This window comes from Enterobacter cloacae complex sp. P38RS (assembly GCF_014930775.1).
GTDB lineage: Bacteria > Pseudomonadota > Gammaproteobacteria > Enterobacterales > Enterobacteriaceae > Enterobacter > Enterobacter bugandensis.
Window position 1 is genome coordinate 184,574 of sequence record NZ_JADBRS010000007.1, and the last position, 23,698, is coordinate 208,271.

23 protein-coding genes and 1 pseudogene are annotated in these 23,698 nt (G+C 56.5%); 20 read left to right on the plus strand and 4 right to left on the minus strand.

Going from position 1 to position 23,698, the window contains the following annotated elements; translation table 11 throughout:
* Nucleotides 1-41 precede the first annotated feature (41 nt).
* A complete protein-coding gene (locus IM303_RS11970) occupies nucleotides 42-947 on the plus strand; it encodes a LysR family transcriptional regulator (protein ID WP_028013229.1) in 906 nt (301 codons plus the stop codon).
* Between the two features lie 23 nt (nucleotides 948-970).
* Here IM303_RS11970 and IM303_RS11975 read toward each other — a convergent pair whose 3' ends face one another.
* A complete protein-coding gene (locus IM303_RS11975) occupies nucleotides 971-1,399 on the minus strand; it encodes an OsmC family protein (protein ID WP_023311893.1) in 429 nt (142 codons plus the stop codon).
* 118 nt (nucleotides 1,400-1,517) lie between these two features.
* Here IM303_RS11975 and IM303_RS11980 point away from each other — a divergent pair, with 118 nt between their 5' ends.
* Nucleotides 1,518-2,474: a hypothetical protein gene (locus IM303_RS11980; protein ID WP_048999634.1), complete on the plus strand. Its 957-nt coding sequence runs from the start codon at nucleotides 1,518-1,520 to the stop codon at nucleotides 2,472-2,474.
* Nucleotides 2,475-2,481: 7 nt separating this feature from the next.
* Here IM303_RS11980 and IM303_RS11985 read toward each other — a convergent pair whose 3' ends face one another.
* Nucleotides 2,482-3,357: a LysR family transcriptional regulator gene (locus IM303_RS11985; RefSeq protein ID WP_045260574.1), complete on the minus strand. Its 876-nt coding sequence runs from the start codon at nucleotides 3,355-3,357 to the stop codon at nucleotides 2,482-2,484.
* Between the two features lie 110 nt (nucleotides 3,358-3,467).
* On the opposite strand from IM303_RS11985, the gene IM303_RS11990 reads away from it, so the two are divergent.
* The 8 genes from IM303_RS11990 to adhP all read left to right on the plus strand — a co-directional run bounded on the left by IM303_RS11990 (nucleotide 3,468) and on the right by adhP (nucleotide 11,761).
* The gene (locus IM303_RS11990) at nucleotides 3,468-4,319 is read left to right on the plus strand and encodes a Vmh family MBL fold metallo-hydrolase (RefSeq protein ID WP_193359970.1); all 852 of its coding nucleotides are present in this window, start codon (nucleotides 3,468-3,470) and stop codon (nucleotides 4,317-4,319) included.
* A 232-nt stretch (nucleotides 4,320-4,551) separates the two neighbouring features.
* Nucleotides 4,552-4,767: a biofilm-dependent modulation protein gene (bdm, locus tag IM303_RS11995; protein WP_028013234.1), complete on the plus strand. Its 216-nt coding sequence runs from the start codon at nucleotides 4,552-4,554 to the stop codon at nucleotides 4,765-4,767.
* Nucleotides 4,768-4,862: 95 nt separating this feature from the next.
* Entirely contained in the window at nucleotides 4,863-5,000 is a 138-nt protein-coding gene (gene sra / locus IM303_RS12000) for a stationary-phase-induced ribosome-associated protein (protein ID WP_008501714.1), read from the plus strand.
* 176 nt (nucleotides 5,001-5,176) lie between these two features.
* Complete coding sequence (locus IM303_RS12005; RefSeq protein WP_193359971.1) at nucleotides 5,177-6,874, plus strand: NAD-dependent malic enzyme; 1,698 nt, start codon at nucleotides 5,177-5,179, stop codon at nucleotides 6,872-6,874.
* Nucleotides 6,875-7,121: 247 nt separating this feature from the next.
* Nucleotides 7,122-7,814: a hypothetical protein gene (locus tag IM303_RS12010; protein ID WP_192986963.1), complete on the plus strand. Its 693-nt coding sequence runs from the start codon at nucleotides 7,122-7,124 to the stop codon at nucleotides 7,812-7,814.
* 234 nt (nucleotides 7,815-8,048) lie between these two features.
* Nucleotides 8,049-8,528, plus strand: coding sequence for a type VI secretion system tube protein TssD (locus IM303_RS12015; RefSeq protein ID WP_028013237.1), 480 nt, complete (start codon nucleotides 8,049-8,051; stop codon nucleotides 8,526-8,528).
* Nucleotides 8,529-8,841: 313 nt separating this feature from the next.
* A complete protein-coding gene (locus tag IM303_RS12020) occupies nucleotides 8,842-10,554 on the plus strand; it encodes an ABC-F family ATP-binding cassette domain-containing protein (RefSeq protein ID WP_193359972.1) in 1,713 nt (570 codons plus the stop codon).
* Nucleotides 10,555-10,750: 196 nt separating this feature from the next.
* The gene (gene adhP / locus IM303_RS12025) at nucleotides 10,751-11,761 is read left to right on the plus strand and encodes an alcohol dehydrogenase AdhP (protein WP_041909867.1); all 1,011 of its coding nucleotides are present in this window, start codon (nucleotides 10,751-10,753) and stop codon (nucleotides 11,759-11,761) included.
* Between the two features lie 43 nt (nucleotides 11,762-11,804).
* On the opposite strand, the gene IM303_RS12030 is transcribed toward adhP, so the two are convergent.
* Nucleotides 11,805-12,311: an Rrf2 family transcriptional regulator gene (locus IM303_RS12030; RefSeq protein ID WP_028013240.1), complete on the minus strand. Its 507-nt coding sequence runs from the start codon at nucleotides 12,309-12,311 to the stop codon at nucleotides 11,805-11,807.
* A gap of 130 nt (nucleotides 12,312-12,441) precedes the next feature.
* Here IM303_RS12030 and IM303_RS12035 point away from each other — a divergent pair, with 130 nt between their 5' ends.
* From IM303_RS12035 to IM303_RS12065, 7 genes and pseudogenes are all read left to right on the plus strand, one after another.
* Nucleotides 12,442-13,644, plus strand: a complete 1,203-nt coding sequence (locus tag IM303_RS12035; protein ID WP_193359973.1) for an NAD(P)/FAD-dependent oxidoreductase — start codon at nucleotides 12,442-12,444, stop codon at nucleotides 13,642-13,644.
* 139 nt (nucleotides 13,645-13,783) lie between these two features.
* A complete protein-coding gene (locus IM303_RS12040; RefSeq protein ID WP_193359974.1) occupies nucleotides 13,784-15,403 on the plus strand; it encodes a TIGR04028 family ABC transporter substrate-binding protein in 1,620 nt (539 codons plus the stop codon).
* A 10-nt stretch (nucleotides 15,404-15,413) separates the two neighbouring features.
* Nucleotides 15,414-16,358, plus strand: a complete 945-nt coding sequence (locus IM303_RS12045) for an ABC transporter permease (RefSeq protein WP_193359975.1) — start codon at nucleotides 15,414-15,416, stop codon at nucleotides 16,356-16,358.
* Nucleotides 16,355-17,205, plus strand: a pseudogene (locus tag IM303_RS12050) (ABC transporter permease). The gene IM303_RS12045 and the pseudogene IM303_RS12050 overlap by 4 nt, the downstream one beginning before the upstream one ends.
* Nucleotides 17,202-18,809 carry an ABC transporter ATP-binding protein gene (locus tag IM303_RS12055; protein ID WP_193359976.1) on the plus strand — a complete coding sequence of 536 codons (1,608 nt, stop codon included), beginning with the start codon at nucleotides 17,202-17,204 and terminating at the stop codon, nucleotides 18,807-18,809. Before IM303_RS12050 ends, IM303_RS12055 begins: the two are co-directional and overlap by 4 nt.
* Nucleotides 18,806-19,795, plus strand: coding sequence for a putative FMN-dependent luciferase-like monooxygenase (locus tag IM303_RS12060; RefSeq protein WP_193359977.1), 990 nt, complete (start codon nucleotides 18,806-18,808; stop codon nucleotides 19,793-19,795). Before IM303_RS12055 ends, IM303_RS12060 begins: the two co-directional genes overlap by 4 nt.
* Before the next feature lie 10 nt (nucleotides 19,796-19,805).
* Nucleotides 19,806-20,897, plus strand: coding sequence for an alkylhydroperoxidase domain protein (locus IM303_RS12065; RefSeq protein WP_193359978.1), 1,092 nt, complete (start codon nucleotides 19,806-19,808; stop codon nucleotides 20,895-20,897).
* Nucleotides 20,898-20,903: 6 nt separating this feature from the next.
* Here the strand turns inward: IM303_RS12065 and araJ are convergent, their stop codons facing one another.
* A complete protein-coding gene (gene araJ / locus IM303_RS12070; RefSeq protein ID WP_193359979.1) occupies nucleotides 20,904-22,079 on the minus strand; it encodes an MFS transporter AraJ in 1,176 nt (391 codons plus the stop codon).
* Between the two features lie 164 nt (nucleotides 22,080-22,243).
* Here araJ and ppk2 point away from each other — a divergent pair, with 164 nt between their 5' ends.
* The 3 genes from ppk2 (at nucleotide 22,244) to IM303_RS12085 (ending at nucleotide 23,676) form a co-directional block, all read left to right on the plus strand.
* Entirely contained in the window at nucleotides 22,244-23,062 is an 819-nt protein-coding gene (gene ppk2, locus IM303_RS12075) for a polyphosphate kinase 2 (RefSeq protein WP_045260589.1), read from the plus strand.
* Nucleotides 23,063-23,164: 102 nt separating this feature from the next.
* Nucleotides 23,165-23,353 (plus strand): type II toxin-antitoxin system CcdA family antitoxin, encoded by a 189-nt coding sequence (locus tag IM303_RS12080; protein WP_045260590.1) that lies wholly within the window; start codon nucleotides 23,165-23,167, stop codon nucleotides 23,351-23,353.
* The gene (locus IM303_RS12085) at nucleotides 23,353-23,676 is read left to right on the plus strand and encodes a CcdB family protein (protein ID WP_045260591.1); all 324 of its coding nucleotides are present in this window, start codon (nucleotides 23,353-23,355) and stop codon (nucleotides 23,674-23,676) included. The genes IM303_RS12080 and IM303_RS12085 overlap by 1 nt, the downstream gene beginning before the upstream one ends.
* Nucleotides 23,677-23,698: the final 22 nt, after the last annotated feature.

A 23,698-nucleotide genomic window follows, 5' to 3' on the forward strand; every position in this document is an offset into this window, starting at 1 on the left:
TGAAAATGACTATTCACCTATGGAAATAATCAGAGGTCATCATGGATCAGCTAATGGCGATGCGCGCCTTCACGCGGGTGGTGGAATCCGGCAGCTTTACCCGCGCGGCGGACTCGCTGAATATGCCGATCGCCACGCTGAGCAAACTGGTTAAATCCCTTGAGGCGCACCTGGCGATACGTCTCCTTCACCGGACGACTCGTCGGGTGGTCACGACGCCTGAAGGGCTGGAATACTATGAAAAAGCGCGCCGGGTGCTGATTGATATCGAAGATATCGACACCTCGTTTCGCGTTTCCCGCGCGACGCCCAAGGGACATTTGCGGGTTGACGTGGGCGGTTCCACCGCACGGGACGTGCTCATCCCCCTGCTGCCGGATTTTATGCAGCGCTACCCGGATATCCGTATCGATCTTGGCGTGGCCGATCGTCCGGTCGATCTTATCAGCGGTAACGTAGACTGCGTGATCCGCGGCGGCCCGCTGAACGATTCAACGCTTATCGCCCGTCATCTCGGTGACGCTCAGATGGTCACCTGCGCGACGCCGGGTTACCTTAAAAACCACGGCGTTCCGGCCTATCCGCAGGAGTTGCGCAACGGCCACAAGCTTGTTAGTTATCTCTCTCCCGTCACCGGGCGGCCGTTTCCGTTTCGCTTCCGGCAGAACGGCGAGGCGCTGGAAATCACTCTTCCGCACTATCTCGGCGTCAATGAAAGTAACGCTCATCTGGCGGCCGCCGCGGCGGGTCTGGGGATCGTTCAAACTTTTGAGTATTCAGCAAAGACCTACTTGCAGGCGGGAGCGCTGGTGGCGATTCTGGGTGACTGGCAGCCTGCCGCGTACCCGTTTCACGTGGTCTACCCGCAGAACAGGCATTTGACGCACAGACTGAAGGTGTTTATCGCCTGGCTGGCGGAGGTGTTCCCCGCCGCGCTGAAGGGATAGCCGGGCACAAACCCGGCTGTGATTTAGTTAAGCTTATAGTCCAGGGTGATCTCGGCTTTCAGAAGCTGTGAAACCGGACAGCCCGCTTTGGCTTTCTGAATAATGCCGTCAAACTGCTGAGGGGCGATGCCGGGAACGGTCACCTTGCTTTTCAGAGCAACCTTTGTGATAGCGAAGCCGCCGTCGGTTTTATCCAGAGAGACGTCCGCCGTGGTATCAATAGAGTCAGCGGTATAGCCCGCTTCGCCGAGCATCAGGGACAGCGCCATCGAAAAACAGGCCGCATGTGCCGCACCGATGAGTTCTTCCGGGTTGGTCCCCTTTTCACCCTCAAAGCGGGTATTGAAACCATAAGGCTGCTGATTGAGAACGCCGCTCTCGGTGGAAACCGTTCCTTTACCGCGCTTAATGTCGCCAGACCAGTGCGCCGAACCGTGCTTATGAATAGTCATTCTTGCTCTCCTTTTGGCTTACAAAGGGTTAAGTATAGACTACACATCTGACACGCCCTGGAACACAGACAATTCCGGGACTTACACCTGCTGTACCGACAAAAAGGATAAACCTGTGATGCTAAAAATCAGGACGGCCGTTGCGATAACTACCCTGGCTATTTCGTTGTCTTTACAGGCGAAAACGCCCGAGAACTTTATCTATACCAGCTCCGGCGAGCTCGACACGGCGTTCCCGCTTGTTGCACGAAGCGATATCGGCGGCGTGCAGATCGTTTACAACTGGCGCCAGCTTGAACCCGAGAAGGATAGCTATGACTTCTCGCGGATTGAGCAGGATCTGGCGCGTCTTAAGGCCGTCCGGAAAAAACTCTTTATTCAGATCCAGGATCGTTTCTTTGAGCCGGACGCCCGCTACGTCCCGGACTATCTGTTGCACGATAAGCAATACAGCGGCGGGATTGCGCCGCAGTTTGATAACCCCGGCGAGGGCAAGCCTGTCGGCGCGGGATGGGTAGCGCGTCAGTGGGACCCCACGGTGCGCCAGCGCTACCAGGCACTGCTGGCAGCGCTCGCAAAACGCTTTGATGGCGAGGTGTATGGCGTAAACCTGCCTGAAACCGCGATTGATATTGACGAGAAAAATCCGCCAGCGGGCTTCACCTGCGATAGCTATTTCGCGGGTGAGATGGAAAATCTGTCCTTTGCGCGCAAGGTTTTTCAGAAATCACATGTGGTGCAGTACGTGAACTTCTGGCCGTGCGAGTGGGATAACGACCACAACTATATGGGGCGTCTTTTTGCGTATGCCAGCGCCAACAATATTGGCTTGGGCGGGCCGGACATTGTGCCCAACCGCAAGGCGCACATGAAGAATGCCTATCCCTTCTTCCATAAAAATAAACAGGCGCTGCCGCTCATTGCCATGGCGGTTCAGGAGCCGACTCTGACCTATAAGGATCCTCAGACCGGAAAACCGTTCACCAAAGCCGAGTTTGTCCGCTTCGGCGAAAATTATCTCGGGGCCGATATTATTTTCTGGAGCACGGCCTCTCCCTGGCTAAAGGCAAAATAATCGCCCCTCAGGCAAGGTGGCGGGACAGTTCGTCAAGAAACACGCGCAGCGCGGCAGGCTGGTATTCCCGTGACTGATAAATGCCGTGGATGGCAAGCGATTTCGGCTCCAGCGACGCCAGTACCGGCACCAGTAATCCCTGCTCCAGCGCGGCGCGCGCTTCGCGCTCCGGCAGCATGGCGATGCCGCAGTGCTCGATCGCCGCGTTCATGAGCAGTGAAGAGATACTGGCGCTCAGGTTGCCGCTGACGGCCACGCTCAGGCTTTCGCCTTCCGGGGTCAGGAAGTGCCAGGACTGCCCCGCGAAAAAGCTGTAGTGCAGGCAGTTATGCTGCGCCAGTTCTTCGGGGCTGACGGGCGTGCCGTGCTGTGCCAGATACGCCGGCGAGGCGCAGAGCACCGATCGACATTCCCCCAGCCGGCGGGCGATCATGCCGGGCTCCGGGTTATCGGTAATGCGCACGGCGACGTCAATGCGCTCTCCCACCAGGCTGACCGGATGGTTGTTCACGTCCAGCTCAATGCGCAGCTGCGGGTAGCGCGAGAGCAGGCCGGGCAGGACCGGCGCAATCAGGTGCATGGCGGTAAAGTGCGCGCAGGCTACCCGCAGCGTGCCGGACGGCAGATCTTTTTCCGACTGACCTTCGATTTCCTGCGAGATCTGCGAGAGCGTCCGCGTTTTTTGCAGCACCTTTTCCCCTGCCGCCGTCAGCGTCAACTTGCGCGTGGAGCGGTTTACCAGCCGCGTCCCCGCCCACTTCTCCATTTGTTCAAGGTAACGGCTCACCATCGGCCGGGAAATGCCCAGCGCGCGGGCCGCCGCGCTCAGGCTTCCCAGCTCGCATATCCGGTTATAGACCTGAGCGGCAATAACGCGATCCATATAAGCTCCATCTGCTCGATTTATGAAACTAAGCATGTCTTGTTTCAGGAATTCTGGCAAATGAGAATATCCGTACAATAGAGACATTCCTGAACAACAGAGACAACAGCATGAAACTCACTCATATTGCCCTGCTTTCCACTCTTTTCGCTCCGGCCGTTTTTGCCGCGCCGTTGACGATTGATACCTATAACCCGCAGGATAAAGGCATTTTCGCGGTCTCCTCCACGCTCGTTTCCGGCCCGAAAGAGGCGGTGCTGTTTGACGCGCAGTTCAGCGTGAAGGATGGCGAAGCGCTGGTAGAGAAAATTCGCCGCAGCGGTAAAACGCTGAATAAGATTGTGATCACTTCCGGCGATCCGGATTTCTATTTTGGCCTGCAGCCGCTGGTGAAAGCCTTCCCGAATGCCAAAGTGGTGGCCACGCAGCAGGTGGTTGACCATATTAAGGCTACCAAAGACGCCAAGCTCGCCTTCTGGGGCCCGCAGATGAAAGACGGCGCGCCAACTGAACTGGTGGTGCCGCAGGTGCTCGCCTCCACCACCTTTATGATTGACGGGGAAAAGGTCGATATCGAGCAGCCGGACAGCTACGCGGCCTACGTGTGGATCCCGTCCGTGAAAACCATCCTCGGCGGCACCGGGGTCTCTTGGGGGATTCACGTCTGGACGGCTGATACCCAGACGCCGGCTCGCCGTCAGCAGTGGCAGCAGACCCTGGACAACATGGCCGCGCACAAGCCGGAACGCGTGATCCCAGGCCACTATCTGGGCACACCACCGTCCGGAACCGGGGCTATTGATTTTACCCGTGGCTATCTGCAGCATTTTGAACAGGCGTTATCGGCACATAAAAACTCTGCGGGCGTCATCGGTGCAGTGAAAAAACAGTATCCGGATCTGGCAGAAGAGAGCTCTCTGGAATTAAGCGCAAAAGTGAATACCGGCGAAATGAAGTGGTAATTTAAAAACGGCTCCTGCTATATTCCCGCGATAGCAGGAGCACCGCCATAATATCCGCACTGCCTCACGCCAATATATCCCTCCGTTTTAAAAACGCATAAAAGCATGCACTTATGTCATTTTTATTTCTAAGATGAATCTGAGACACAACCGGGGAAATATTTGCCATTCTGTTTATGAATTAAATTTTTTGCGAGCCGTACCATTAAACAGACAACGACACGGAGGCAGCATGTTTACTTATTACCCGGCTAATACCACAGCAGCACAACCTGAACTCGTTAACGCGATTGCGCAGGGTCTTCACGCTGAGCACGGTGCTGTGACTGAAGATGACATTTTAATGGAACTGACCAAGTGGGTGGAATCCACGGATAATGACATCCTCAGTGACATCTACCAGCAGACCATTAACTACGTCGTCAGCGGGCAAAGCGCACCTTTGTAAAAACCTGCTAAGCTGGATCTGCAACCTAAGGGGTTACATTTCGTTTGCGAAAGCAAACTGGTCCTTAAAACTATCAACAGGATTGAGGAGTTAACATGAAATCGAACCGTCAGGCACGCCACATTCTGGGACTGAACTACAAGCTTTCTAATCAGCGTAAAGTGGTGATTGAAGGCGACCACGAAACGCAAGTCACTCACGCCACCGGCAGAAAACGCCACGCGGGCAAGTAAGTTCCCGACTGAGATCCAGAACACCATCGGCAAAACCGATGGTGTTTTTGTTTATGTGTTGCGGTAATTAATATTTAGCTCCTTTATAATACCGCCCGACCGCACCCCGTAGCACAGGCCAGAAAGATGACAAACAGCAGTGTCAGGGACGGATCTTCAAAAAAAGAGTGAGTGACATGGACAACAAACTGAAAAAACATCGTTCCTTATACATCCCATACGCCGGCCCGGTTTTACTCGAATTCCCCCTGCTCAACAAAGGCAGCGCCTTCAGCATGGAAGAGCGCAGCAGCTTTAACCTGCTTGGCCTGCTGCCGGAAGTGGTTGAAACCATTGAAGAGCAGGCAGAGCGCGCGTGGATCCAGTATCAGGGCTTCAAAACCGAGATCGATAAACACATCTACCTGCGCAACATCCAGGACACCAACGAAACCCTCTTCTATCGCCTGGTGCAAAACCATCTCGAAGAGATGATGCCGGTGATCTACACCCCAACGGTGGGTGCGGCGTGCGAACGCTTCTCTGAGATCTACCGTCGCTCACGTGGCGTCTTTATCTCTTATCAGAATCGTCACAACATGGACGACATTCTGCAGAACGTGCCGAACCACAATATTAAAGTGATTGTGGTGACGGACGGGGAACGTATTCTCGGCCTCGGCGACCAGGGCATTGGCGGGATGGGGATCCCAATCGGTAAACTCTCTCTCTACACCGCCTGCGGCGGCATCAGCCCGGCGTACACCCTGCCGGTGGTGCTGGATGTCGGCACCAACAACCAGCAACTGTTGAACGATCCGCTGTACATGGGCTGGCGTCATCCGCGCATTACCGACGACGAGTACTATCAGTTTGTCGACGATTTCATTCAGGCCGTGAAGCACCGCTGGCCGGACGTTCTGCTGCAGTTTGAAGACTTTGCGCAGAAAAACGCGATGCCGCTGCTGAACCGCTATCGCGATGAGATCTGCTCCTTTAACGACGACATCCAGGGCACCGCAGCGGTGACCGTGGGCACGCTTATCGCCGCCAGCCGCGCGGCCGGTAGCCAGCTGAGCTACCAGAAAATCGTCTTCCTGGGCGCAGGCTCTGCGGGCTGCGGCATCGCCGAGCAGATTATTGCCCAGACGCAGCGCGAAGGCTTAAGCGAAGAGCTGGCCCGCTCCCGCGTCTTTATGGTTGACCGTTTCGGCCTGCTGACCGACGGTATGCCGAACCTGCTGCCGTTCCAGACCAAGCTGGTGCAGAAGCGCGAGAACCTGAAGAACTGGGACACCGACAACGAAGTGCTCTCCCTGCTGGACGTGGTGCGCAACGTGAAGCCAGATATTCTGATCGGCGTTTCCGGGCAAACCGGTCTCTTCACCGAAGAGATTATTCGCGAGATGCACAAGCACTGCGAGCGCCCTATCGTGATGCCGCTTTCTAACCCGACCTCCCGCGTGGAAGCGACGCCGCAGGACATCATCGCCTGGACCGAAGGTAACGCGCTGGTTGCCACCGGCAGCCCGTTCGATCCGGTGGTATGGAAGGATAAAACCTATCCGATCGCCCAGTGCAACAACTCCTATATCTTCCCGGGCATTGGTCTGGGCGTGATCGCCTCCGGCGCGTCCCGCATTACCGATGAGATGCTGATGTCAGCGAGCGAAACCCTTGCGGGCTATTCGCCGCTGGTCAACAACGGCGAAGGGCTGGTGCTGCCGGAACTGAAGGACATTCACAAGGTGTCGTGCGCTATCGCGTTTGCGGTGGGTAAAATGGCGCAGCAGCAGGGCGTGGCGGTGAAAACCTCTGCCGACGCACTGCAGCAGGCTATTGATGATAACTTCTGGATGCCTGAATACCGCAGCTATCGCCGTACCTCGATTTAATTAGCTCCGACCCTTCCCTCTCCTCAAAAGGGAGAGGGAACGTGAACACCCTCCTCCCTTTATTTTCTTTGCCGCTTCTACGGCATTCCTCTTCCCCTTATTAAAAAAATAAATATTTCAACAACTATTCATACCCCATTGAAATATAAAAATTTCGCATAACACTTTTTGTCTAACAAACGTATTTTTTTAAGAGTTTAGTAACGTTTTGCATTACTAATAATTGCGAGGAAAGTAAGGAGCGGTTATGTACTATAAAAATGAAGTGATAAGTTATTTGCAGGCGAATAACATCCTTGCGTTAAAACTCGAGCATGCATTAACGGGTGTAGGAAAAGCCGTATCAAATCAGATTGAAACGATCGGCGCAGGTGCAACGCGCGCGCTGTATTATACCTCCTGCTTTACTGATGAATATCAAGACGTATGCCAGAAACAAAAGTCCGAAGACATCCGATTTGCTAAAGGTGTTTATCATATTATATGGCATAGAGATGTTGTATGTGAAATGCTCAACATCTACTTTGAAGAAGTATTCCGACACAAAACCTCCGATCAGCTAGAGCACATCAAACAATTGCTGATGACAGTAAATATTCATATCGCCGCAAGTTCACTTACAAACGCCGGATTTGCTTTAGCAACAGCATCATATGTTGCTGCATGTATGAATCTAAGCCTTGAACTTAGTGCACTGGCTGGGCGAAGAGCGGGACAGATTGTTGGAGGTATTGGCCTGTACGGCATTGTTCAGAAAGCAGCAGATAGTTCGCATCGCCTTCATATTACTTATCCAGCGTACTACTCAGCGCTATACGCTAAAGAGCTGGAAATGTTGTACTTCTTGATAGAGCCATTGTTTAAACGGGCTGAAACTTTTAAAGCACAATGGGTATCGGATAGTGAGATTGCAGATATCATAACAAAGATGGTTCAGTAATCATGATGCATCTTATTAAAAGATTTTTCAGGCGGATATTCTTTTCATTGATATCGATGTACGGCCCTTCGCTATTGACACTTTTATTTGCAATTGTCTTTTTCCAACTTTGCCCTGACGGGCCAATATGGCCTGTTCCTATATTCTTCATTTTTGTGATGGTTATTTTATCGCTATATGAAATTGTAAATCTCAAACGTTAGCTTTATCGTAATTTATCTATAAGGAAATAGTATGTCTACACCAGCACACTTATGGCTTGAAGATGAGAACGGTTCTCCGGTAATCGGTAGCTGCATGATGCCACTTCGCCTGGGGTCTATCGAGTTAAAATCCTTTTCTCACGGTGTCACTATCCCGGTAGATCCAAGCTGGGGAAAACTAACAGGAACGCGAGTCCATCGCCCTATCACGATAGTAAAGGAGTTTGACCAAACAACACCACTTTTGTACCGCGCTGTCTGTGAAGGCCGAACCATGAAGAAAGCCACAATTAAAATGTACCGTATTCTGGAATCAGGTATTGAGGCCGAGTATTTCAATATCATTCTGGAAAACGTCAAGTTTACAACTGTTGCACCCTACCTGTCTCCTAACGGTATAAGCAGCACACATCTTGAAACGCTCGAATTACGTTATGAAGCGATTACCTGGAAGTATACGGAGGGTAATATTATCTATCGTGATTCATGGAACGATCGTTGTTGTGCATGATGACGAAGGCGGCATTTGCACTGGCTGCAATGCTGCCCCTCTGTTTGGTATATGCAGGAAAACGTTGTATAGTGATAGTCACCTACAAACTCATAACATATAAGGAGGCCAATTATGCTGTACTGTGAAATTTTCAATGTTTCACATACATTTGGTGATCGCACCAGCTCAAGCGTTATCGGTATCGTGCTGCGATAACTTCTGCTTGAGCGAAGACACCACCCCCTGAAATCCCTTCTCTCGGGCTTACTGAGTTATCGTCAGCGATGTTTGACGAGGCATAAACATGCCTGTAACTCTTGGGTAAGCAACAATGAGCACTTTACTCACTGCACAATCTTTACGCGTTGATACGGCGTTTGGCACGCTCTTCGACTCACTCTCCTTTACGCTGAAAAAAGGCGACCGCATCGGCCTGCTGGGCGACAACGGCTGCGGCAAAAGTACGCTTTTGAAGGTGCTGGACGGAACAGATATCCCAGCCGCCGGAACGGTAGCGCTGGCCGGGCACTGCCTGATGGCGCGCGTGGAGCAACATCTCCCGGACGCCATTTTCCCGCTGACCATGCTGGATGCCGTACTCGCGCAACTGCCTTTAGCTGAGCACGACAGCCTGCGCTGGAAAGCTGAAACGCTGCTGGCGAGCATGGGCTTCACGCCGCAGGATATGACGCTGCAATCCGCCACCCTGAGTGGCGGACAGCACACCCGCCTGCTGCTGGCGCGGGCGTTGATTCACGAGCCGGATCTGCTCCTGCTGGATGAACCCAGCAACCACCTGGATCTGCCGACCATGCTCTGGCTGGAACACTTTTTACAGAACTGGTCAGGCAGCTTCGTGCTGGTTTCGCACGACAGACAGCTGCTGGATGCCGTCACAAACGGCAGCTGGATCCTGCGTGATAAGACGCTGCACTACTTTGCCCTTCCCTGTACGGCCGCCCGTAAAGCGCTTGCAGCAAAAGACGAAAGCGATGCGCAGCGCCACAAGGCGGAGCAAAAGGAGATCGACCGCGTGACCGCCAGCGCAAAGCGGCTGGCGACCTGGGGTAAGGTTTACGACAACGAAGACCTGGCCCGCAAAGCCAAACAGATGGAAAAACAGGTCGAACGACTCAAAGAGAGCCAGACCGCGCTCACGGCGGGCAGTCCATGGACGCTAAGCCTGCGCGGCGACGCGCTGCGGGCGGACCGTCTGCTGGAGATGGAAAACCTCAGCGTTACACCTGCGCCCGGGCTACCGCCGCTGTTTAACATCGAAACGGCGCGGCTGAAAAGCGGCGATCGCGTAGCAATTGTCGGTCGTAACGGCTGCGGTAAATCGTCGCTGATGAAGCTTATCTGGCGACATTTTGTGGATGAACCGACGGACAGCGGGCTGAAAATCCATCCGCGCGTCTCGCCGGGCTACTACGACCAGACGCTGCATCAGCTGCCGGATGAGGCCACGCTGCTCGACGCGCTGGAACCTTTCGCTCCCGACCCGCAAAACAGGAAGATGGCGCTCATCAGCGCCGGGTTCCCGTGGGCGCGCCACGGGCAAAAAGTCAGCACGCTCAGCGGCGGCGAGCGCTCTCGCCTGCTGTTCGTCGGGCTGACGCTTGCCCGCTACAGCCTGCTGATTCTGGATGAGCCCACCAACCATCTCGACATGGAAGGCAAAGAGGCACTGGCGGAAACGCTGCAACAGTTCGAAGGCGGCGTGCTGCTGGTCAGCCACGATCGCCAGTTAATTAGCCAAAGCTGTAACCGTTTCTGGCTGATTGAGGACGGCTGGCTGAGCGAGTGGCACGATGCTGAAGCCGTGTTTGAGCGGCTGCGTGAAAGCGCGGGGCTGGGGACATCCGCCGCGCCTGTCGTCACCGCTGGCGAGGTTCAACCCTCGCCGTACGACGATCTGCTGGAGCGGCTGATCGCGCTGGAAACGCTGCTGGAAGACGATCTGGCGCGTAAGCCGAAACATCAGAAGCCGCAGCTGCAGGCGCAATGGCGAAGAGAAATTGAGGAGATTGAAGCCCAGCTGTAAATCTGCGCCCGGCGAGCGCCTCGCCGGGCCAGCATTTTCCCCCTTAATTATTAGAGGATCGCCGTATTCTTAATCTGAAATCGAATCAAATGATGACATTATGTTGCCGCAGCCTTGCATTACCAGGCTAATGTATTAATCCTTAAGGGGTACTACACCTGCTATGCAGATTCTTATCATGAACAAGGAGATACACATGAAGGCTGCTGTTGTTACTCAGGATCATCAGGTCAATGTCACTGAAAAAACCTTACGCCCGCTTAAGCATGGGGAAGCCCTGCTGAAAATGGAGTGCTGTGGTGTATGCCATACCGACCTCCACGTGAAGAACGGTGATTTTGGCGATAAAACCGGGGTAATCCTGGGCCATGAAGGTATTGGTATCGTGAAAGAAGTCGGCCCTGGCGTGACGTCGCTGAAAGTCGGCGACCGCGCAAGCGTGGCCTGGTTCTTTGAAGGATGCGGTCACTGCGAATACTGTAATACCGGTAACGAAACCCTGTGCCGTGACGTGAAAAACGCCGGTTACTCCGTTGACGGCGGCATGGCGGAAGAGTGCATCGTCACCGCGGATTACGCGGTAAAAGTGCCGGATGGTCTGGATTCGGCGGCGGCCAGCAGCATCACCTGCGCCGGTGTCACCACCTACAAAGCGGTGAAAATCTCCGGCATAAAACCGGGCCAGTGGATCGCGATTTACGGTCTGGGCGGGCTGGGCAACCTTGCGCTGCAGTACGCCAAAAACGTGTTTAATGCCAAAGTCATCGCTCTGGACGTTAACGATGAACAGCTGAAGCTGGCCGCGAGCATGGGTGCGGATTTAACCATCAACTCACGCAGCGAAGATGCCGCTAAGATTGTGCAGGAAAAAACCGGCGGCGCGCATGCCGCAGTCGTCACCGCCGTCGCAAAAGCGGCCTTCAACTCGGCGGTAGATGCCGTGCGTGCCGGTGGCCGCGTGGTCGCCGTTGGCCTGCCGCCGGAAGCGATGAGCCTGGACATTCCGCGCCTGGTGCTGGACGGTATTCAGGTGGTAGGTTCGCTGGTTGGCACCCGTCAGGATCTGCAGGAGGCCTTCCAGTTTGCGGCCGAGGGCAAAGTAGTACCGAAAGTGACGATGCGTCCTATCGAGGACATCAACGCCATTTTTAAAGAGATGGAACAGGGCCAGATCCGTGGCCGTATGGTGATCGACTTACGCTCGTAAACACCTTTTGCCGGGTAGTGGCTACGCCTTACCCGGCTCATTGCTACGACGAACGACGAACTGAAATCCACTCCTGAACCTCAATCTGGAAGGTGTCCGGCGCTTTTCGGTACATTTTACGCGCCAGGTCGAGAATAGTATGACGCGCCAGCTCCTCTTCCATCCGCTGCTGCGCGCTATCCATGACTGAACGTACTCCGCACGGGCCGTCGCAGACCCAGGCAGGCGGTGCTTCATCAAACACGGCCAGCCGCTGGCGCACTTCACGACATTCGAACATGTTTTTCTCGCCGTCAATGGCATGCGCCACATCCAGCACGCTGATCAGCTCCGCCGGACGCGCCAGCTTAAAGCCCCCGCCCTTGCCTTCCGTACTGATGACCAGCCCGGCACGTGACAGGCGTGTGAAGATTTTGCCGAGGTAGTCATACGGCACGCCCTGCAAAGCAGCCATCTCACGGACGCTCATCTCACGCTCGTTGCCCTTCGCATCCACCATACACATCAGGCTGTGAATGCCGTATTCCACACCGGAACTGTAAAACGCCATGGTTAACTCCGAATTAGTGTTCGGAGCATTATAACGATTTTTAACTCAGAAAGAAGTTGTCGGAGTTAACTCCGACAAGTATAGTGGCAGTTATGTCAGGCATGAAGCCTGGCGGGAGAAAGGATAGAATATGAAAAAGCAGATTTTAATCGTAGGCAGTGGTTTTGCGGGTATGTGGGCAGCCGTGAGCGCGGCACGTCTCTCTGAGAAGCAGGGTAATAACAGTCTGGAGATTGCGGTTCTGGCCCCCTTACCCGAACTCCGCGTTCGGCCACGCTTCTATGAGGAGAAGGTGTCAACGCTGGTCGCCCCGTTGACTGACCTGTTTGCCGAGCTTGATATCACATTCATTGCCGGACACGCGGAACAAATTGATACCACGGCGAAAACCGTTTTATACCGGATGTCCAATGGCGCGCATGCTACGGCTTCCTACGATAGGCTGATCCTCGCTACGGGCAGCCAGACCAAACGCCCACCGATTGCCGGCCTGGCTGACTACGCCTTTGACATCGACCAGCTGGAATCCGCACAGGTATTTGAGCGTCACCTTGATTCACTGGCGTTACGTCCCTCCACGCCCGAGCGCAACACCGTGGTAGTCTGCGGAGGCGGCTTTACCGGCATCGAGCTGGCAACGGAGCTACCTGCCCGACTGCGTGCCCGTTTTGGCGACAATACAGAGATTAAAATAGTCGTAGTTGAAAGGGGGCCAGTCATTGGCGGCCGCTATAGCGACGCATTGCGTAAAACGATTGCAGAGGCGAGTGAGGCGCTGGGCGTTGAATGGCGGCTGAAGAGTGAAGTTGAAGCCATTGATGCTCACGGCATAACGCTGAAAAACGGTGAACGTATTGCTGCTGCGACCGTCGTCTGGACCGCAGGCGTCGAGGCAAATCCCCTCAGCCTGCAGATAGACGGTGAACGCGATAGCCAGGGCCGCCTGGTTGTGACAGAAACGTTGCAGGTCCCCGAATATCCTGACGTCTATGCCACCGGCGATATGGCTCACGCCAAAACAGACGATGCGGGCAACACGGCGCTGATGACCTGCCAGCACGCGATCCAGCTAGGCAAATTTGCCGGTCATAACGCTGCCGCCAGCCTGCTGAACGTTGCTCCTTACCCTTATCGTCAGGTGAACTATGTTACCTGCCTGGATTTAGGCGCGTGGGGCGCGGTCTATACCGAGGGCTGGGAACAGGCCGTCAAATCCGTCCGCGACGAGGCGAAGAAGATCAAAATCGCCATCACGAATGAGCTGATCTATCCGCCATTAGCAGACAAAACGGTCGCCTTTGCCGCCGCCGACCCGCTGGCGAAATTCGTTTAGGCCCCCGCCATCGCCCCGCTAACGGGCGTTTTTATTTTCAGTTTCCGGCAATCCTTATCTTAATTCCTTTGTTCCCTTGTTTTCCCCCGCGCCCGATGATGAATCCGACGCTAACAAGAAGATAACAAAGGAATTCACCATGCAAACCCCATTTCGTCTGCCTCTGCTGACGGCGCTGATTCTGACGACAACTGCAGCCTGGTCCGCCGATGCGCCGGTCAAAGGCGGCACGCTGATTTATCTGGAACAACAGGCGCACACCAACCTCTATCCGCCTGCCGGCGGCTTCTACCCGAACGGCGGCATTCTGAACCAGATCACCGACAAACTGACGTGGCAAAATCCAAAGACGCTGCAGGTCGAACCGTGGGTGGCCGAAAGCTGGACCACCAACGCCGATAAAACCGAATACACCTTCAAAATTCGCCCGGGGATCACTTTCTCCGACGGCACGCCGCTGGACGCCAACGCCGTAGCAAAAAACTTTGATACTTACGGTTTAGGCAACAAGGCGCAGCGCCTGCCGGTGTCAGAAGTGATCAATAACTACGATCGCAGCGAAGTGGTCGACCCGCTGACCGTGAAGTTCTACTTCAAAAAACCGTCGCCGGGGTTCCTGCAGGGCACCGCCACGATTGGCTCAGGTCTGGTCTCGCTCAGCACGCTGAAGCGCAACTTTGAAGAGCTGGGGGATGCCCGACATATCATTGGCTCCGGCCCGTTTGTGGTGAAGGACGAGAAGCTCGGCCGCGAAGTGACGCTCGAAGCCCGTAAGGACTACCAGTGGGGGCCCAAAAGCCTGACGCAACAGGGTCCAGCCAATCTGGACGGCATCAAATTTATCGTGACCCAGGAGGACAGCGTGCGCGTCGGCGCCCTGCTGGCCGGTCAGGCCGACTTTATTCGCCAGGTGCAGGCGTATGACGAAAAGCAGGCTACAGACCAGGGCTATAAAATCTACGCCGCTCCAACGCGCGGGGTGAACGACAGTATCAGCTTCCGCCCGGATAACCCGCTGGTCTCCGATATTCGCGTGCGACAGGCGCTGCTGCATGCCACGAATGCAAAGCAGGTGGTCGAGACCCTCTTCTCGGCCAACTATCCGCAGGCGAAGTCGGTGATTGCCGATTCCGCCGCAGGCTTTGTCGATCTCAGCGACAAACTGACCTTTGACCCGGCAAAAGCCAACCAGCTGCTGGACGAGGCGGGCTGGAAAGCGGGCAGCGACGGGATCCGCGCCAAAGACGGCCAGCGGCTGGCGCTGACGGTATATGAATCCCTGCCGCAGCCGCAAAACAAAGAGGTGCTGCAGCTGGTTGCCCAGCAGTGGCGTCATGTGGGCGTAGTGCTGAACGTAAAAGCCGGTGACGCTGGCAGCCGCACGCTGGATAACCTTGATCCACAGAAAACCCCGTTAACCGTCTCCGAAGTGGGCCGCGCCGATCCGGACGTGGTGAAAAGCATGTTCTACCCGGCTAACCGCGACGCGCTGCTGCAAAAAGGCGGCTCCAGCGACAAGGTCAAAAGCTTCCGCGACGACAAGCTGAATGCGCTGCTGGTAAATATCTCCTCAGAGGTCGATCCGCAAAAACGCCTGCAGCTGACCGGCGATGCCCAGCGCTACCTGCTGGATAACGCCTACGTCATTCCGATTTTCGAGGAGCCACAGGTCTTTGCCGGTGCGCCGTGGCTAAAAGGCGTCAATTTTGAAGCGGTTGGCCGCCCGTCGTTCTACGGCGCTTGGATTGAGAAACACTGAGGAGCTGACGATGCGCCACGCACTTCTTCAACGTCTTGGTCACGGGCTGCTGGTGCTGTGGGCCGCCTTTACCCTCTCGTTCGTGTTGCTCCAGGTACTGCCTGGCGACGCGGTGCTGATTAAATTTCAGAACCCGGACCTGGGCCTAAGCCCGGCGCAAATCGAGGAGATGCGCGTGGCCTACGGCGCGGACAGCCCGCTGTGGCAGCAATACGGCCACACGCTGCTGGCGATGCTGCGCGGAGATTTCGGCTACTCGTTACAGGCCGGGGTGCCGGTCAGCGAGCTGATTGCCAGCAATCTGCCGGATACCCTGAGCCTCGCCCTGCCCGCGTTTGTACTCGCGGTCCTGCTGGCGTTTGCGCTGGCCTTTGCATCGCGTCTGCCGGGTCTGCGCTGGCTGAGTAATACCCACCAGTCTCTGCCGGTCCTGTTTATCTCCTTACCCACGTTCTGGCTGGGGATTGCCCTTATCCAGCTCTTTTCTTTCCAGCTGCGGCTGATCCCGGTGATTAACCCGACGCCGCTGCAGGGGCTGATCCTGCCGATCGTCACCGTCGCGATCCCGATCTCCGCCCCGCTGGCACAAATTCTGATGCGCAGCCTGGACCAGGTGGCGACGCAGCCGTTTGTCGCCGTCGCCCGCGCCAAAGGGCTGAGTGAAACCGCCGTCCTGTGGCGTCACGTCACCGGCAACGCGCTGCTGCCGGTACTCAATATTGCCGGGCTGCTGCTGGGCGAACTGATTGCCGGAGCGCTGATCACCGAAACCGTATTTGGCCGCAGCGGGCTCGGGCAGCTGACCCAGCAGGCGGTGAACAACCAGGACATCGCCGTGCTTCAGGCGGTGGTCATGATTTCCGCTCTCGGCTTTGTCCTGATCAATCTGCTGGTGGACCTGCTGATGCCGCTGCTGGATCCCCGTCTGCAAACCGTTACCGGAGGTGCATCATGAGCCTGGTCGATTACGCTGCCGCCGCGCGAAAACACGTTCCCGGCTGGCAGGGCGTCGCGTGGCAGCCGGGACTGTGGCTGGCGTGGGCGGTGATTATTCTCGCGATTTTTGCTGCCGTAGCCCCCGGCCTGTTAACCCACTACAGCCCGATTGAGGGCATCGCCGGAGCACAACGTCTGGCACCGCAGGCGGGCCACTGGCTCGGCACCGATCAGCTTGGCCGCGATGTTTACACCCGCATTGTGTATGGTGCCTCCCACTCTCTGAGCGCGGCGCTCGCTGCCGTCACGATGGGGCTGGTGGTGGGCACCGGTCTGGGGGTGATCGCCGGCGCGTTCGCGGGACGCGTCGAGTCTTTCCTGATGCGTTTTGTCGACGTGCTGTTGTCCATTCCTTCTCTGCTGCTCTCGCTGACGGTCATTATTCTGCTCGGGTTTGGCACCGTTAACGCCGCCATTGCCGTCGGCGTGGCCTCCATCGCCAGCTTCGCCCGCCTCGCGCGCGGTGAAGTGGTGCGCATCCGCCATACGGATTATGTCGAGGCGGCGTTTGGCAGCGGCGGGACGTTCCTGGCGGTCCTGTGGCGACACATCCTGCCCAACGCCTTAACCGCCGTCCTCGCCTTGCCACGCTGCAGTTTGGTCAGGCCATTCTGGCGCTTTCCACGCTGAGCTTTCTCGGCTACGGCACCCCGCCGCCTGTTCCGGAATGGGGCTTATTGATTGCCGAAGGCCGTAACTATCTCTCTACCGCCTGGTGGTTAACCACCTTCCCCGGCGTGGTCGTCATCGCCGTCGTGCTTGCCACCAACCGTATCAGCCAGCAGTTCAGCGGAGGCCTGAAATGACCGTACTCTCGGTAGAAAACCTGACCATCAGCTACCGTACCGCGCGCCAGTGGCGCGAGGTGGTGCATAACGTCAGCTTCACCCTCCGGCGGGGGGAAATGCTGGCCTTTGTCGGTGAATCCGGCTCCGGCAAAACAACCACGGCACAGGCGATCATCGGTCTGCTGGCGGATAACGCCCGACGCGATGCCGGGAAAATCGTGCTCAACGGCGAGGAGATTAGCCGGTGGTCAGCGAAGCGTCTCGATACCCTTCGCGGCGCGCGAATCAGCCTGGTTCCGCAGGATCCGGGTAATTCACTCAACCCGGTAAAGACGATCGGCGTACAGGTCGGGGAAATTATTCAGCAGCACCAAAAGGTAACGGCACTCCAGCGCGACGAGCAGGTGCTCGCCCTGCTGACAAAGGTCGGCCTGAGCCATCCCGAACAGCGCATGAAGCAGTATCCGCATCAGCTCTCCGGCGGGATGAAACAGCGCGTGCTGATTGCCATCGCCATTGCGCTGCGCCCGGACGTGATCGTTGCCGATGAGCCCACCAGCGCGCTGGACGTGACGGTGCAAAAACGCATTCTCGATCTGCTGGATATCCTGCGCCGGGAATCGGGTACTGCGGTTCTGTTTGTCACTCACGATCTGGCGTTGGCTGCCCAGCGCGCGGACAGGCTGCTGGTGTTTCGCAACGGTGAGGTTCAGGAGCACGGCGACACCGCCGACATTGTCCGCACGCCGCAACACGCCTACACCCGCCAGCTGTTGAGCGATCTCCAGGGCCAGCGCCTGACCATCGCCCCGGTAGCTGGCCTTCCGCTGGCGTCACCGGCCATTCGCGCCCGCGCCATCAGCAAACGGTTCTCGCTGGGCAAAGGTCATCACCTTCAGGCGCTGGATCGGGTGACGTTTGACGTCAGGCGCGGCAGCACGCATGCGCTGGTCGGTGAATCCGGCTCCGGGAAAACCACCCTCGCCCGTATTTTGCTGGGTTTTGAACAGGCGGACAGCGGACAGGTCATTATTGATGATATTGATGCCACCGACCTGAGCCGCGAGGCCCGACGCCAGCTGCGCCAGAAGATCCAGTTTGTCTACCAGAACCCGTTCGCCTCTCTCGACCCGCGTCAGACGCTGTTCGAGATCGTCGAAGAGCCCCTGAAGAATTTTTCTCGCCTGAGCAAAGCGGAGCGAAAGGTCCGGGTGGAGACCGTGGCGCAGCGGGTTGCCCTGCCCGTCGAACTCCTGAGCCGTACCGCCCGGGAGCTTTCAGGCGGGCAGCGCCAGCGCGTAGCCATTGCCCGGGCGCTGATTCTGGAGCCGACTATTCTGGTGCTGGACGAAGCCACCTCCGCGCTGGACGTCACCGTACAAGCGCAGATTCTGGCACTGCTTCAGCAGCTGCAGCAGCAGCTGGGATTGACCTACCTGTTCATCACGCACGATCTCTCTACCGTTCGCCGGATCGCCCACAGCGTCACGGTGCTGCGCAGCGGTCAGGTGGTCGAACACGGTGACGTCGAGACCTTATTCACGTCGCCACAGAACGACTATACCCGCGAGCTGATTGCCGCCATTCCCCATTTTTCACCCGCTACGGAGGAGTTCGCATGACGCGAAAACGACTGGGATTTTTCACCCGCCTGCTTGACGACGCCACGCCAAAGGAGCGCTATCGTCTGGCAACCGAACAGATCCGCCACGCCGAACGCCACGGTTTTGACAGCGCCTGGATTGCCCAGCACCACTTCCACGAAAGTGAAGGCGGCCTGCCGTCGCCGCTGCTGTTCCTGGCCCACGTTGCGGCGCATACCGAAACCATCCGCCTGGGGACGGCCATCATTACCCTGCCGATGGAAAACCCGCTGCGCGTGGCGGAAGATGCGGCGGTGCTGGATTTACTCGCCGATGGGCGTCTCGAAGTCGGTTTTGGTTCGGGCGGCACGCCGACCTCTTTCCTGCCGTTCGGACTGACGTTTGAACAGCGCGGCGCGGCCTTTGCTGACCATTTGCATGTGATCCAGAGCGCCTGGCGCGGGGATTCGCTCACCCATCCGAATAACCACCTTTATCCGCCAGCGCCACAGCTGGCTGAACGGATCTGGATTGCCACCTTTTCCGTCGACGGTGCCGTTCGCGCCGCGCGGGCCGGACACGGTTTGATGCTCTCCCGCACGCAGCCGCGCCCGGCAGACCAGTTGGATTTAACGCTCGACGCGATCCAGAACCCGATTGTGGATGCCTACCTTGAGGCACTGCCTGCGGGCATTGCGCCGCGTATTCTGGCCTCCCGCACGGCGTTCGTCGCCGACAGCGATGACTACGCGCTGAAGGTCGCCACGCCGGGTCTCACCAGGCAGGCCCAGCAGCATCGCGCTGCCGGACATGCGATTAAAGGTGACACTGTCACAGATTTTCGTCGCCAGTTCGACGCCCATATCGGTTCGCCCGAGACGGTGCTGCGTTCACTGCATGCGGACTCCATTCTCAGGCGCGCCACGGATATCTCGTTCCAGGTTCATTCGGTCGAGCCCACCCATCGCGACACGCTGCGATCCATCGAACTGATCGCCGAACATATTGCCCCCCACATCCTTTGAGGAGACACCTATGTCATTAAGTCAGGACATTCTCGCCGAGCTGGCGGAAATTAAACCCGGTTCCCCTCTGGCAGAGGCGCGCACCACGCGGGACGCCGCCACGCGCCACGCCCAGGGCAGCTACGAAGTCTTATTTACCCAGCTGGATAGCGATTTTGCGCTGGACGAGCGCTTCGCCGTCGCGGCAAAAGTCGCCAGGTGGCACAACGCGGAGGCGCTGGCCGCGCACTATGCGGGGTTTGGCCTGGCCGACCCGACCTCAGACCGTCTGACCCCGGCGCTGAATTTCGCGCGTCTGCTGACCTTCTCACCCGTTGAAGCCACGCCGACATCGTTAAAGGCGCTGATCCAGGCGGGTTGGAGCAAGGAAGGCATTGTTACCCTGGCGCAGCTTGTTGCGTTTGTCAGCTTTCAGAGCCGACTCGTCGCCGGGCTGCGGCTGCTAAATGACAAGCCGGTTGTGGCAAGCGATGTGCCGGTGGCGGCAGGCATCTGGCATACAACCGCAACCACGGTCTCCGGGAAGACGGCTCCCGTCGCGTTCACCCAGCAGGAGCTGGGCTGGGAGCCGTGGATCGACGCCAAACCGCTGGCGGACTTCCATGATGACGAGGTTGCCGTTCTGGCGAAATTTGGCCATACCGATTCCGACTACTTCCGCCTGCTGGGGCGCAACCTGCCGGTGCTTGAACAGCGCACGTTGACCGATAAAGGGATTTTTTATACGCCGGGGGGGTTGCCGCGCGCCGAGCGCGAGCTGGCCGCAACGGTAGCCAGTAAAATCAACGGCTGCATCTACTGCGCCTCTGTCCATGCGCGCAAAGCCAGCCAGCTGTCAAAGGATGACGCGGCGGTAGAGGCCCTGCTGGCCGTGCGTCCGGGACAGTCCCTGAGCGAGGGGCAATCTGCACGCTGGCAGGCGGAAATTAATTTTGCGGCAGCGCTGTCGGTTACCCCGCCGGCCGCCACGCCGCTGCACCTCGCCGCTCTGGAAAAAGAGGGGCTGGACACCTTAGCCCAGCTGGACCTGGTGCAGTCCGCTGCGTTCTTCGCCTGGGCCAACCGCCTGATGCTGACCCTGGGCGAGCCCTGGCTTGCCTGAATGCAATCAGGCTAGCGCGCGAGCGTTAGCCTGAGCCTGTCTGGCCCGCAGGTAACCGTAGATCAACAGCGCGCTCATGGCCGAGAACGAGAGGAGCGCCGCAGGCAGCGTGACGTAGCGCCAGCTAAAGCCGAGGGTAATCATCATCCCACCAAAGTACGCCCCGATCGCGCTGCCGAGATTAAACGCCATCTGCCCTCCGGCTGCCCCCAGCATCTCACCGCCCTTCGCATTTTGCAGAAGCAAAATTTGCAGCGGTGCAGAGAGCGCAAACAGCCCGGCACAGCAGATAAAGCCCATCACCAGCGAGGCCGTTTTCAGTTCGCCCAGGGCGAAAAGCAGCAGCAGCGAGGCGACAATCACCATATCGGTGATGGCCGCAATGCGCAGCGGGCTAAAGCGCCCCGAGAGTTTGCCACTCAGCAGATTGCCCAACACCATGCCAAGGCCCATCAGCATCATGATGGCCGTCATCATCCCTTCGGAAAAGCCAGAAACGTTGACCATAAACGGCTTAACGAAGCTGAACCACGCGAACACGCCAGCATTGCCAAACATGGTGGCGGCAAAAATCAGCCAGGGTTCCGGTTTCTTCAGGAACTGAAACTGCTCGGACAATTTGATTTCTGATTTGTCATGGATGTCCGGCACCCAGAGCAGAACCGAGAGGATAACCAGCGCGTCGAACGCAGCAATCAGGAAAAAGGTGTAACGCCAGCTGAACTGGTGCCCCAGCCAGGTGCCGAGCGGGACGCCCACCAGGTTGGCCACGGTCATCCCGGCGATCATCCCGGCCACCGCGACCGTCACCTTCCCGGGTGGCGCAATTTTAGAGAGGATAATCGCCCCGACGCCAAAAATGGCCCCGTGCGGAAAACCGGAGATCAAACGCCCCAGCGCCAGCCAGAAATACGACGTAGAAAACGTAAACAGGGCATTTCCGACTGCGCACATGGCAACCAGAAACAGCAGCGTCGTTTTTAACGAGAACTTGCCGGAGAACAGCGCTACAATCGGCGCGCCAATCACCACACCGAAGGCATAAAACGAGATCATATTCCCAGCGGAGGGAATCGAAATACCGGTGTCATGCGCCAACTCGGTTAACACCCCCATAATGCCAAATTCAGCCATACCCAGGCCAAATGTGCCAAGCGCCAACGAAAATATTGTCTTTTTCATGCCTCAACCACCGGTTAATCATTCGCGAGGGCATTATTAAATAATCTTGTATGGTGAGCCAGTTCAAATCAGCTGGCTGACACGTTAATCCATTAATTCAGGTGGATTACACTTCATAGTGCGGCCTCGCTTTTTCCACGCCGGACAACCTGAGGATGACAATCATGGGAAGCAAAAAGAAAACCCCTGTCGCTGTTGATGTCGCATCGAATGCCCCCCTTAAGACCAAAGAGTATGAAAAAGAGCTCCGCCGCCTGCACGTCGAACTGGTTAAGCTCCAGCAGTGGGTCGTCGCCAAAGGATTGAAGGTGTGCATTGTTTTTGAGGGACGCGACGGCGCCGGCAAAGGCGGCACCATTAAAGCGATCACCGAGCGCGTCAGCCCACGCGTGTTTCGCGTTGTTGCGCTTCCTGCCCCAACGGATAAAGAGAAAAGCCAGCTCTACTTCCAGCGCTATGTGCCTCACCTGCCCTCGGCGGGTGAAATCGTGATCTTCGATCGCAGCTGGTATAACCGCGCGGGCGTGGAGCGGGTGATGGGGTTCTGCACGGAGGAACAGGCGGAGAAATTTTTGGACGGCGCGCCGGTTATGGAAAAAGCGATGGTCGATGCCGGGATTATCCTGCTGAAGTACTGGCTGGAGGTGACGCCGAAAGAGCAGGAGCGCCGCCTGCGCGACCGCATTAACGATGGGCGTAAGATCTGGAAGCTGTCGCCGATGGATATTAAATCCTTTAACCTCTGGGACGAGTACACCCGCGCGCGCGACGCCATGTTTGAAGCCACTGACACCGCCTGGGCACCGTGGTTTGTCGCGCGTTCTGAAGATAAAAAACGCGTGCGTCTGAATATTATTTCGCATCTGCTTTCGCAGATCCCGTATAAAGAAATTCACCTCGACAAGGTGGATTTACCTAAGCGCAAAATCGGCAAAGTTAAACCCACGAAATACCCGTTCCGGTATGTAGAGGAGCGATTCTGATATAATTGGAAGGCGGCTCGCAGAATATAGATTACCAGGGGATACAGTATTGTTTTTTGTTGGCGGCGGTTGATAATGACCGCACCAACAAAGGAGATAACGATGAAACATACCACAGAAGCAGAGCTGGGCCAGAACATCACATCGCGTAAGCCCTTGTGTCATGCAGAACAAAACTCAACCAGGCGGCGGCAGCCATCAGAAGAGGATCGTGCATTTATACGGGCAATGAATGATTTTGTGGAGAAACACGGAACCATCACTGATGATGAGTTTTTCAGGGTGCTTTAATGCTGAGACAATTTAATGTTTACCGTAATACATCTGCGGCTACACGGGACAAACTTCCCTATTATATGCTCATTCAGGATGATTGTTATGATGATCTTGCCACACGCGTAATTGTGCCACTCGCGAGAAATAATAAGTTGCCGTTATGGCAGAGCCATCTGGCTCCGGGCGTAAATATCGACTTTGAAACGTTTCTGATTTATTCACCGATGATAACCAACCTTAACAACAACAAAATCAATCCTAAAGACTATGTTTGTAATTTACGTAACGCACGTCATGACGTTATAGCGGCAATTGATCGTTTATTGACTAACACATGAAGGCCCGCGCAAGCGCAGCGCC

Coding starts and splice junctions, on each gene's coding strand:
- IM303_RS11970 (WP_028013229.1), top strand. CDS start 42: ATGGATCAGCTAATGGCGATGCGCGCCTTCACGCGGGTGGTGGAATCC.
- IM303_RS11975 (WP_023311893.1), bottom strand. CDS start 1,399: ATGACTATTCATAAGCACGGTTCGGCGCACTGGTCTGGCGACATTAAG.
- IM303_RS11980 (WP_048999634.1), top strand. CDS start 1,518: ATGCTAAAAATCAGGACGGCCGTTGCGATAACTACCCTGGCTATTTCG.
- IM303_RS11985 (WP_045260574.1), bottom strand. CDS start 3,357: ATGGATCGCGTTATTGCCGCTCAGGTCTATAACCGGATATGCGAGCTG.
- IM303_RS11990 (WP_193359970.1), top strand. CDS start 3,468: ATGAAACTCACTCATATTGCCCTGCTTTCCACTCTTTTCGCTCCGGCC.
- bdm (WP_028013234.1), top strand. CDS start 4,552: ATGTTTACTTATTACCCGGCTAATACCACAGCAGCACAACCTGAACTC.
- sra (WP_008501714.1), top strand. CDS start 4,863: ATGAAATCGAACCGTCAGGCACGCCACATTCTGGGACTGAACTACAAG.
- IM303_RS12005 (WP_193359971.1), top strand. CDS start 5,177: ATGGACAACAAACTGAAAAAACATCGTTCCTTATACATCCCATACGCC.
- IM303_RS12010 (WP_192986963.1), top strand. CDS start 7,122: ATGTACTATAAAAATGAAGTGATAAGTTATTTGCAGGCGAATAACATC.
- IM303_RS12015 (WP_028013237.1), top strand. CDS start 8,049: ATGTCTACACCAGCACACTTATGGCTTGAAGATGAGAACGGTTCTCCG.
- IM303_RS12020 (WP_193359972.1), top strand. CDS start 8,842: ATGAGCACTTTACTCACTGCACAATCTTTACGCGTTGATACGGCGTTT.
- adhP (WP_041909867.1), top strand. CDS start 10,751: ATGAAGGCTGCTGTTGTTACTCAGGATCATCAGGTCAATGTCACTGAA.
- IM303_RS12030 (WP_028013240.1), bottom strand. CDS start 12,311: ATGGCGTTTTACAGTTCCGGTGTGGAATACGGCATTCACAGCCTGATG.
- IM303_RS12035 (WP_193359973.1), top strand. CDS start 12,442: ATGAAAAAGCAGATTTTAATCGTAGGCAGTGGTTTTGCGGGTATGTGG.
- IM303_RS12040 (WP_193359974.1), top strand. CDS start 13,784: ATGCAAACCCCATTTCGTCTGCCTCTGCTGACGGCGCTGATTCTGACG.
- IM303_RS12045 (WP_193359975.1), top strand. CDS start 15,414: ATGCGCCACGCACTTCTTCAACGTCTTGGTCACGGGCTGCTGGTGCTG.
- IM303_RS12055 (WP_193359976.1), top strand. CDS start 17,202: ATGACCGTACTCTCGGTAGAAAACCTGACCATCAGCTACCGTACCGCG.
- IM303_RS12060 (WP_193359977.1), top strand. CDS start 18,806: ATGACGCGAAAACGACTGGGATTTTTCACCCGCCTGCTTGACGACGCC.
- IM303_RS12065 (WP_193359978.1), top strand. CDS start 19,806: ATGTCATTAAGTCAGGACATTCTCGCCGAGCTGGCGGAAATTAAACCC.
- araJ (WP_193359979.1), bottom strand. CDS start 22,079: ATGAAAAAGACAATATTTTCGTTGGCGCTTGGCACATTTGGCCTGGGT.
- ppk2 (WP_045260589.1), top strand. CDS start 22,244: ATGGGAAGCAAAAAGAAAACCCCTGTCGCTGTTGATGTCGCATCGAAT.
- IM303_RS12080 (WP_045260590.1), top strand. CDS start 23,165: ATGAAACATACCACAGAAGCAGAGCTGGGCCAGAACATCACATCGCGT.
- IM303_RS12085 (WP_045260591.1), top strand. CDS start 23,353: ATGCTGAGACAATTTAATGTTTACCGTAATACATCTGCGGCTACACGG.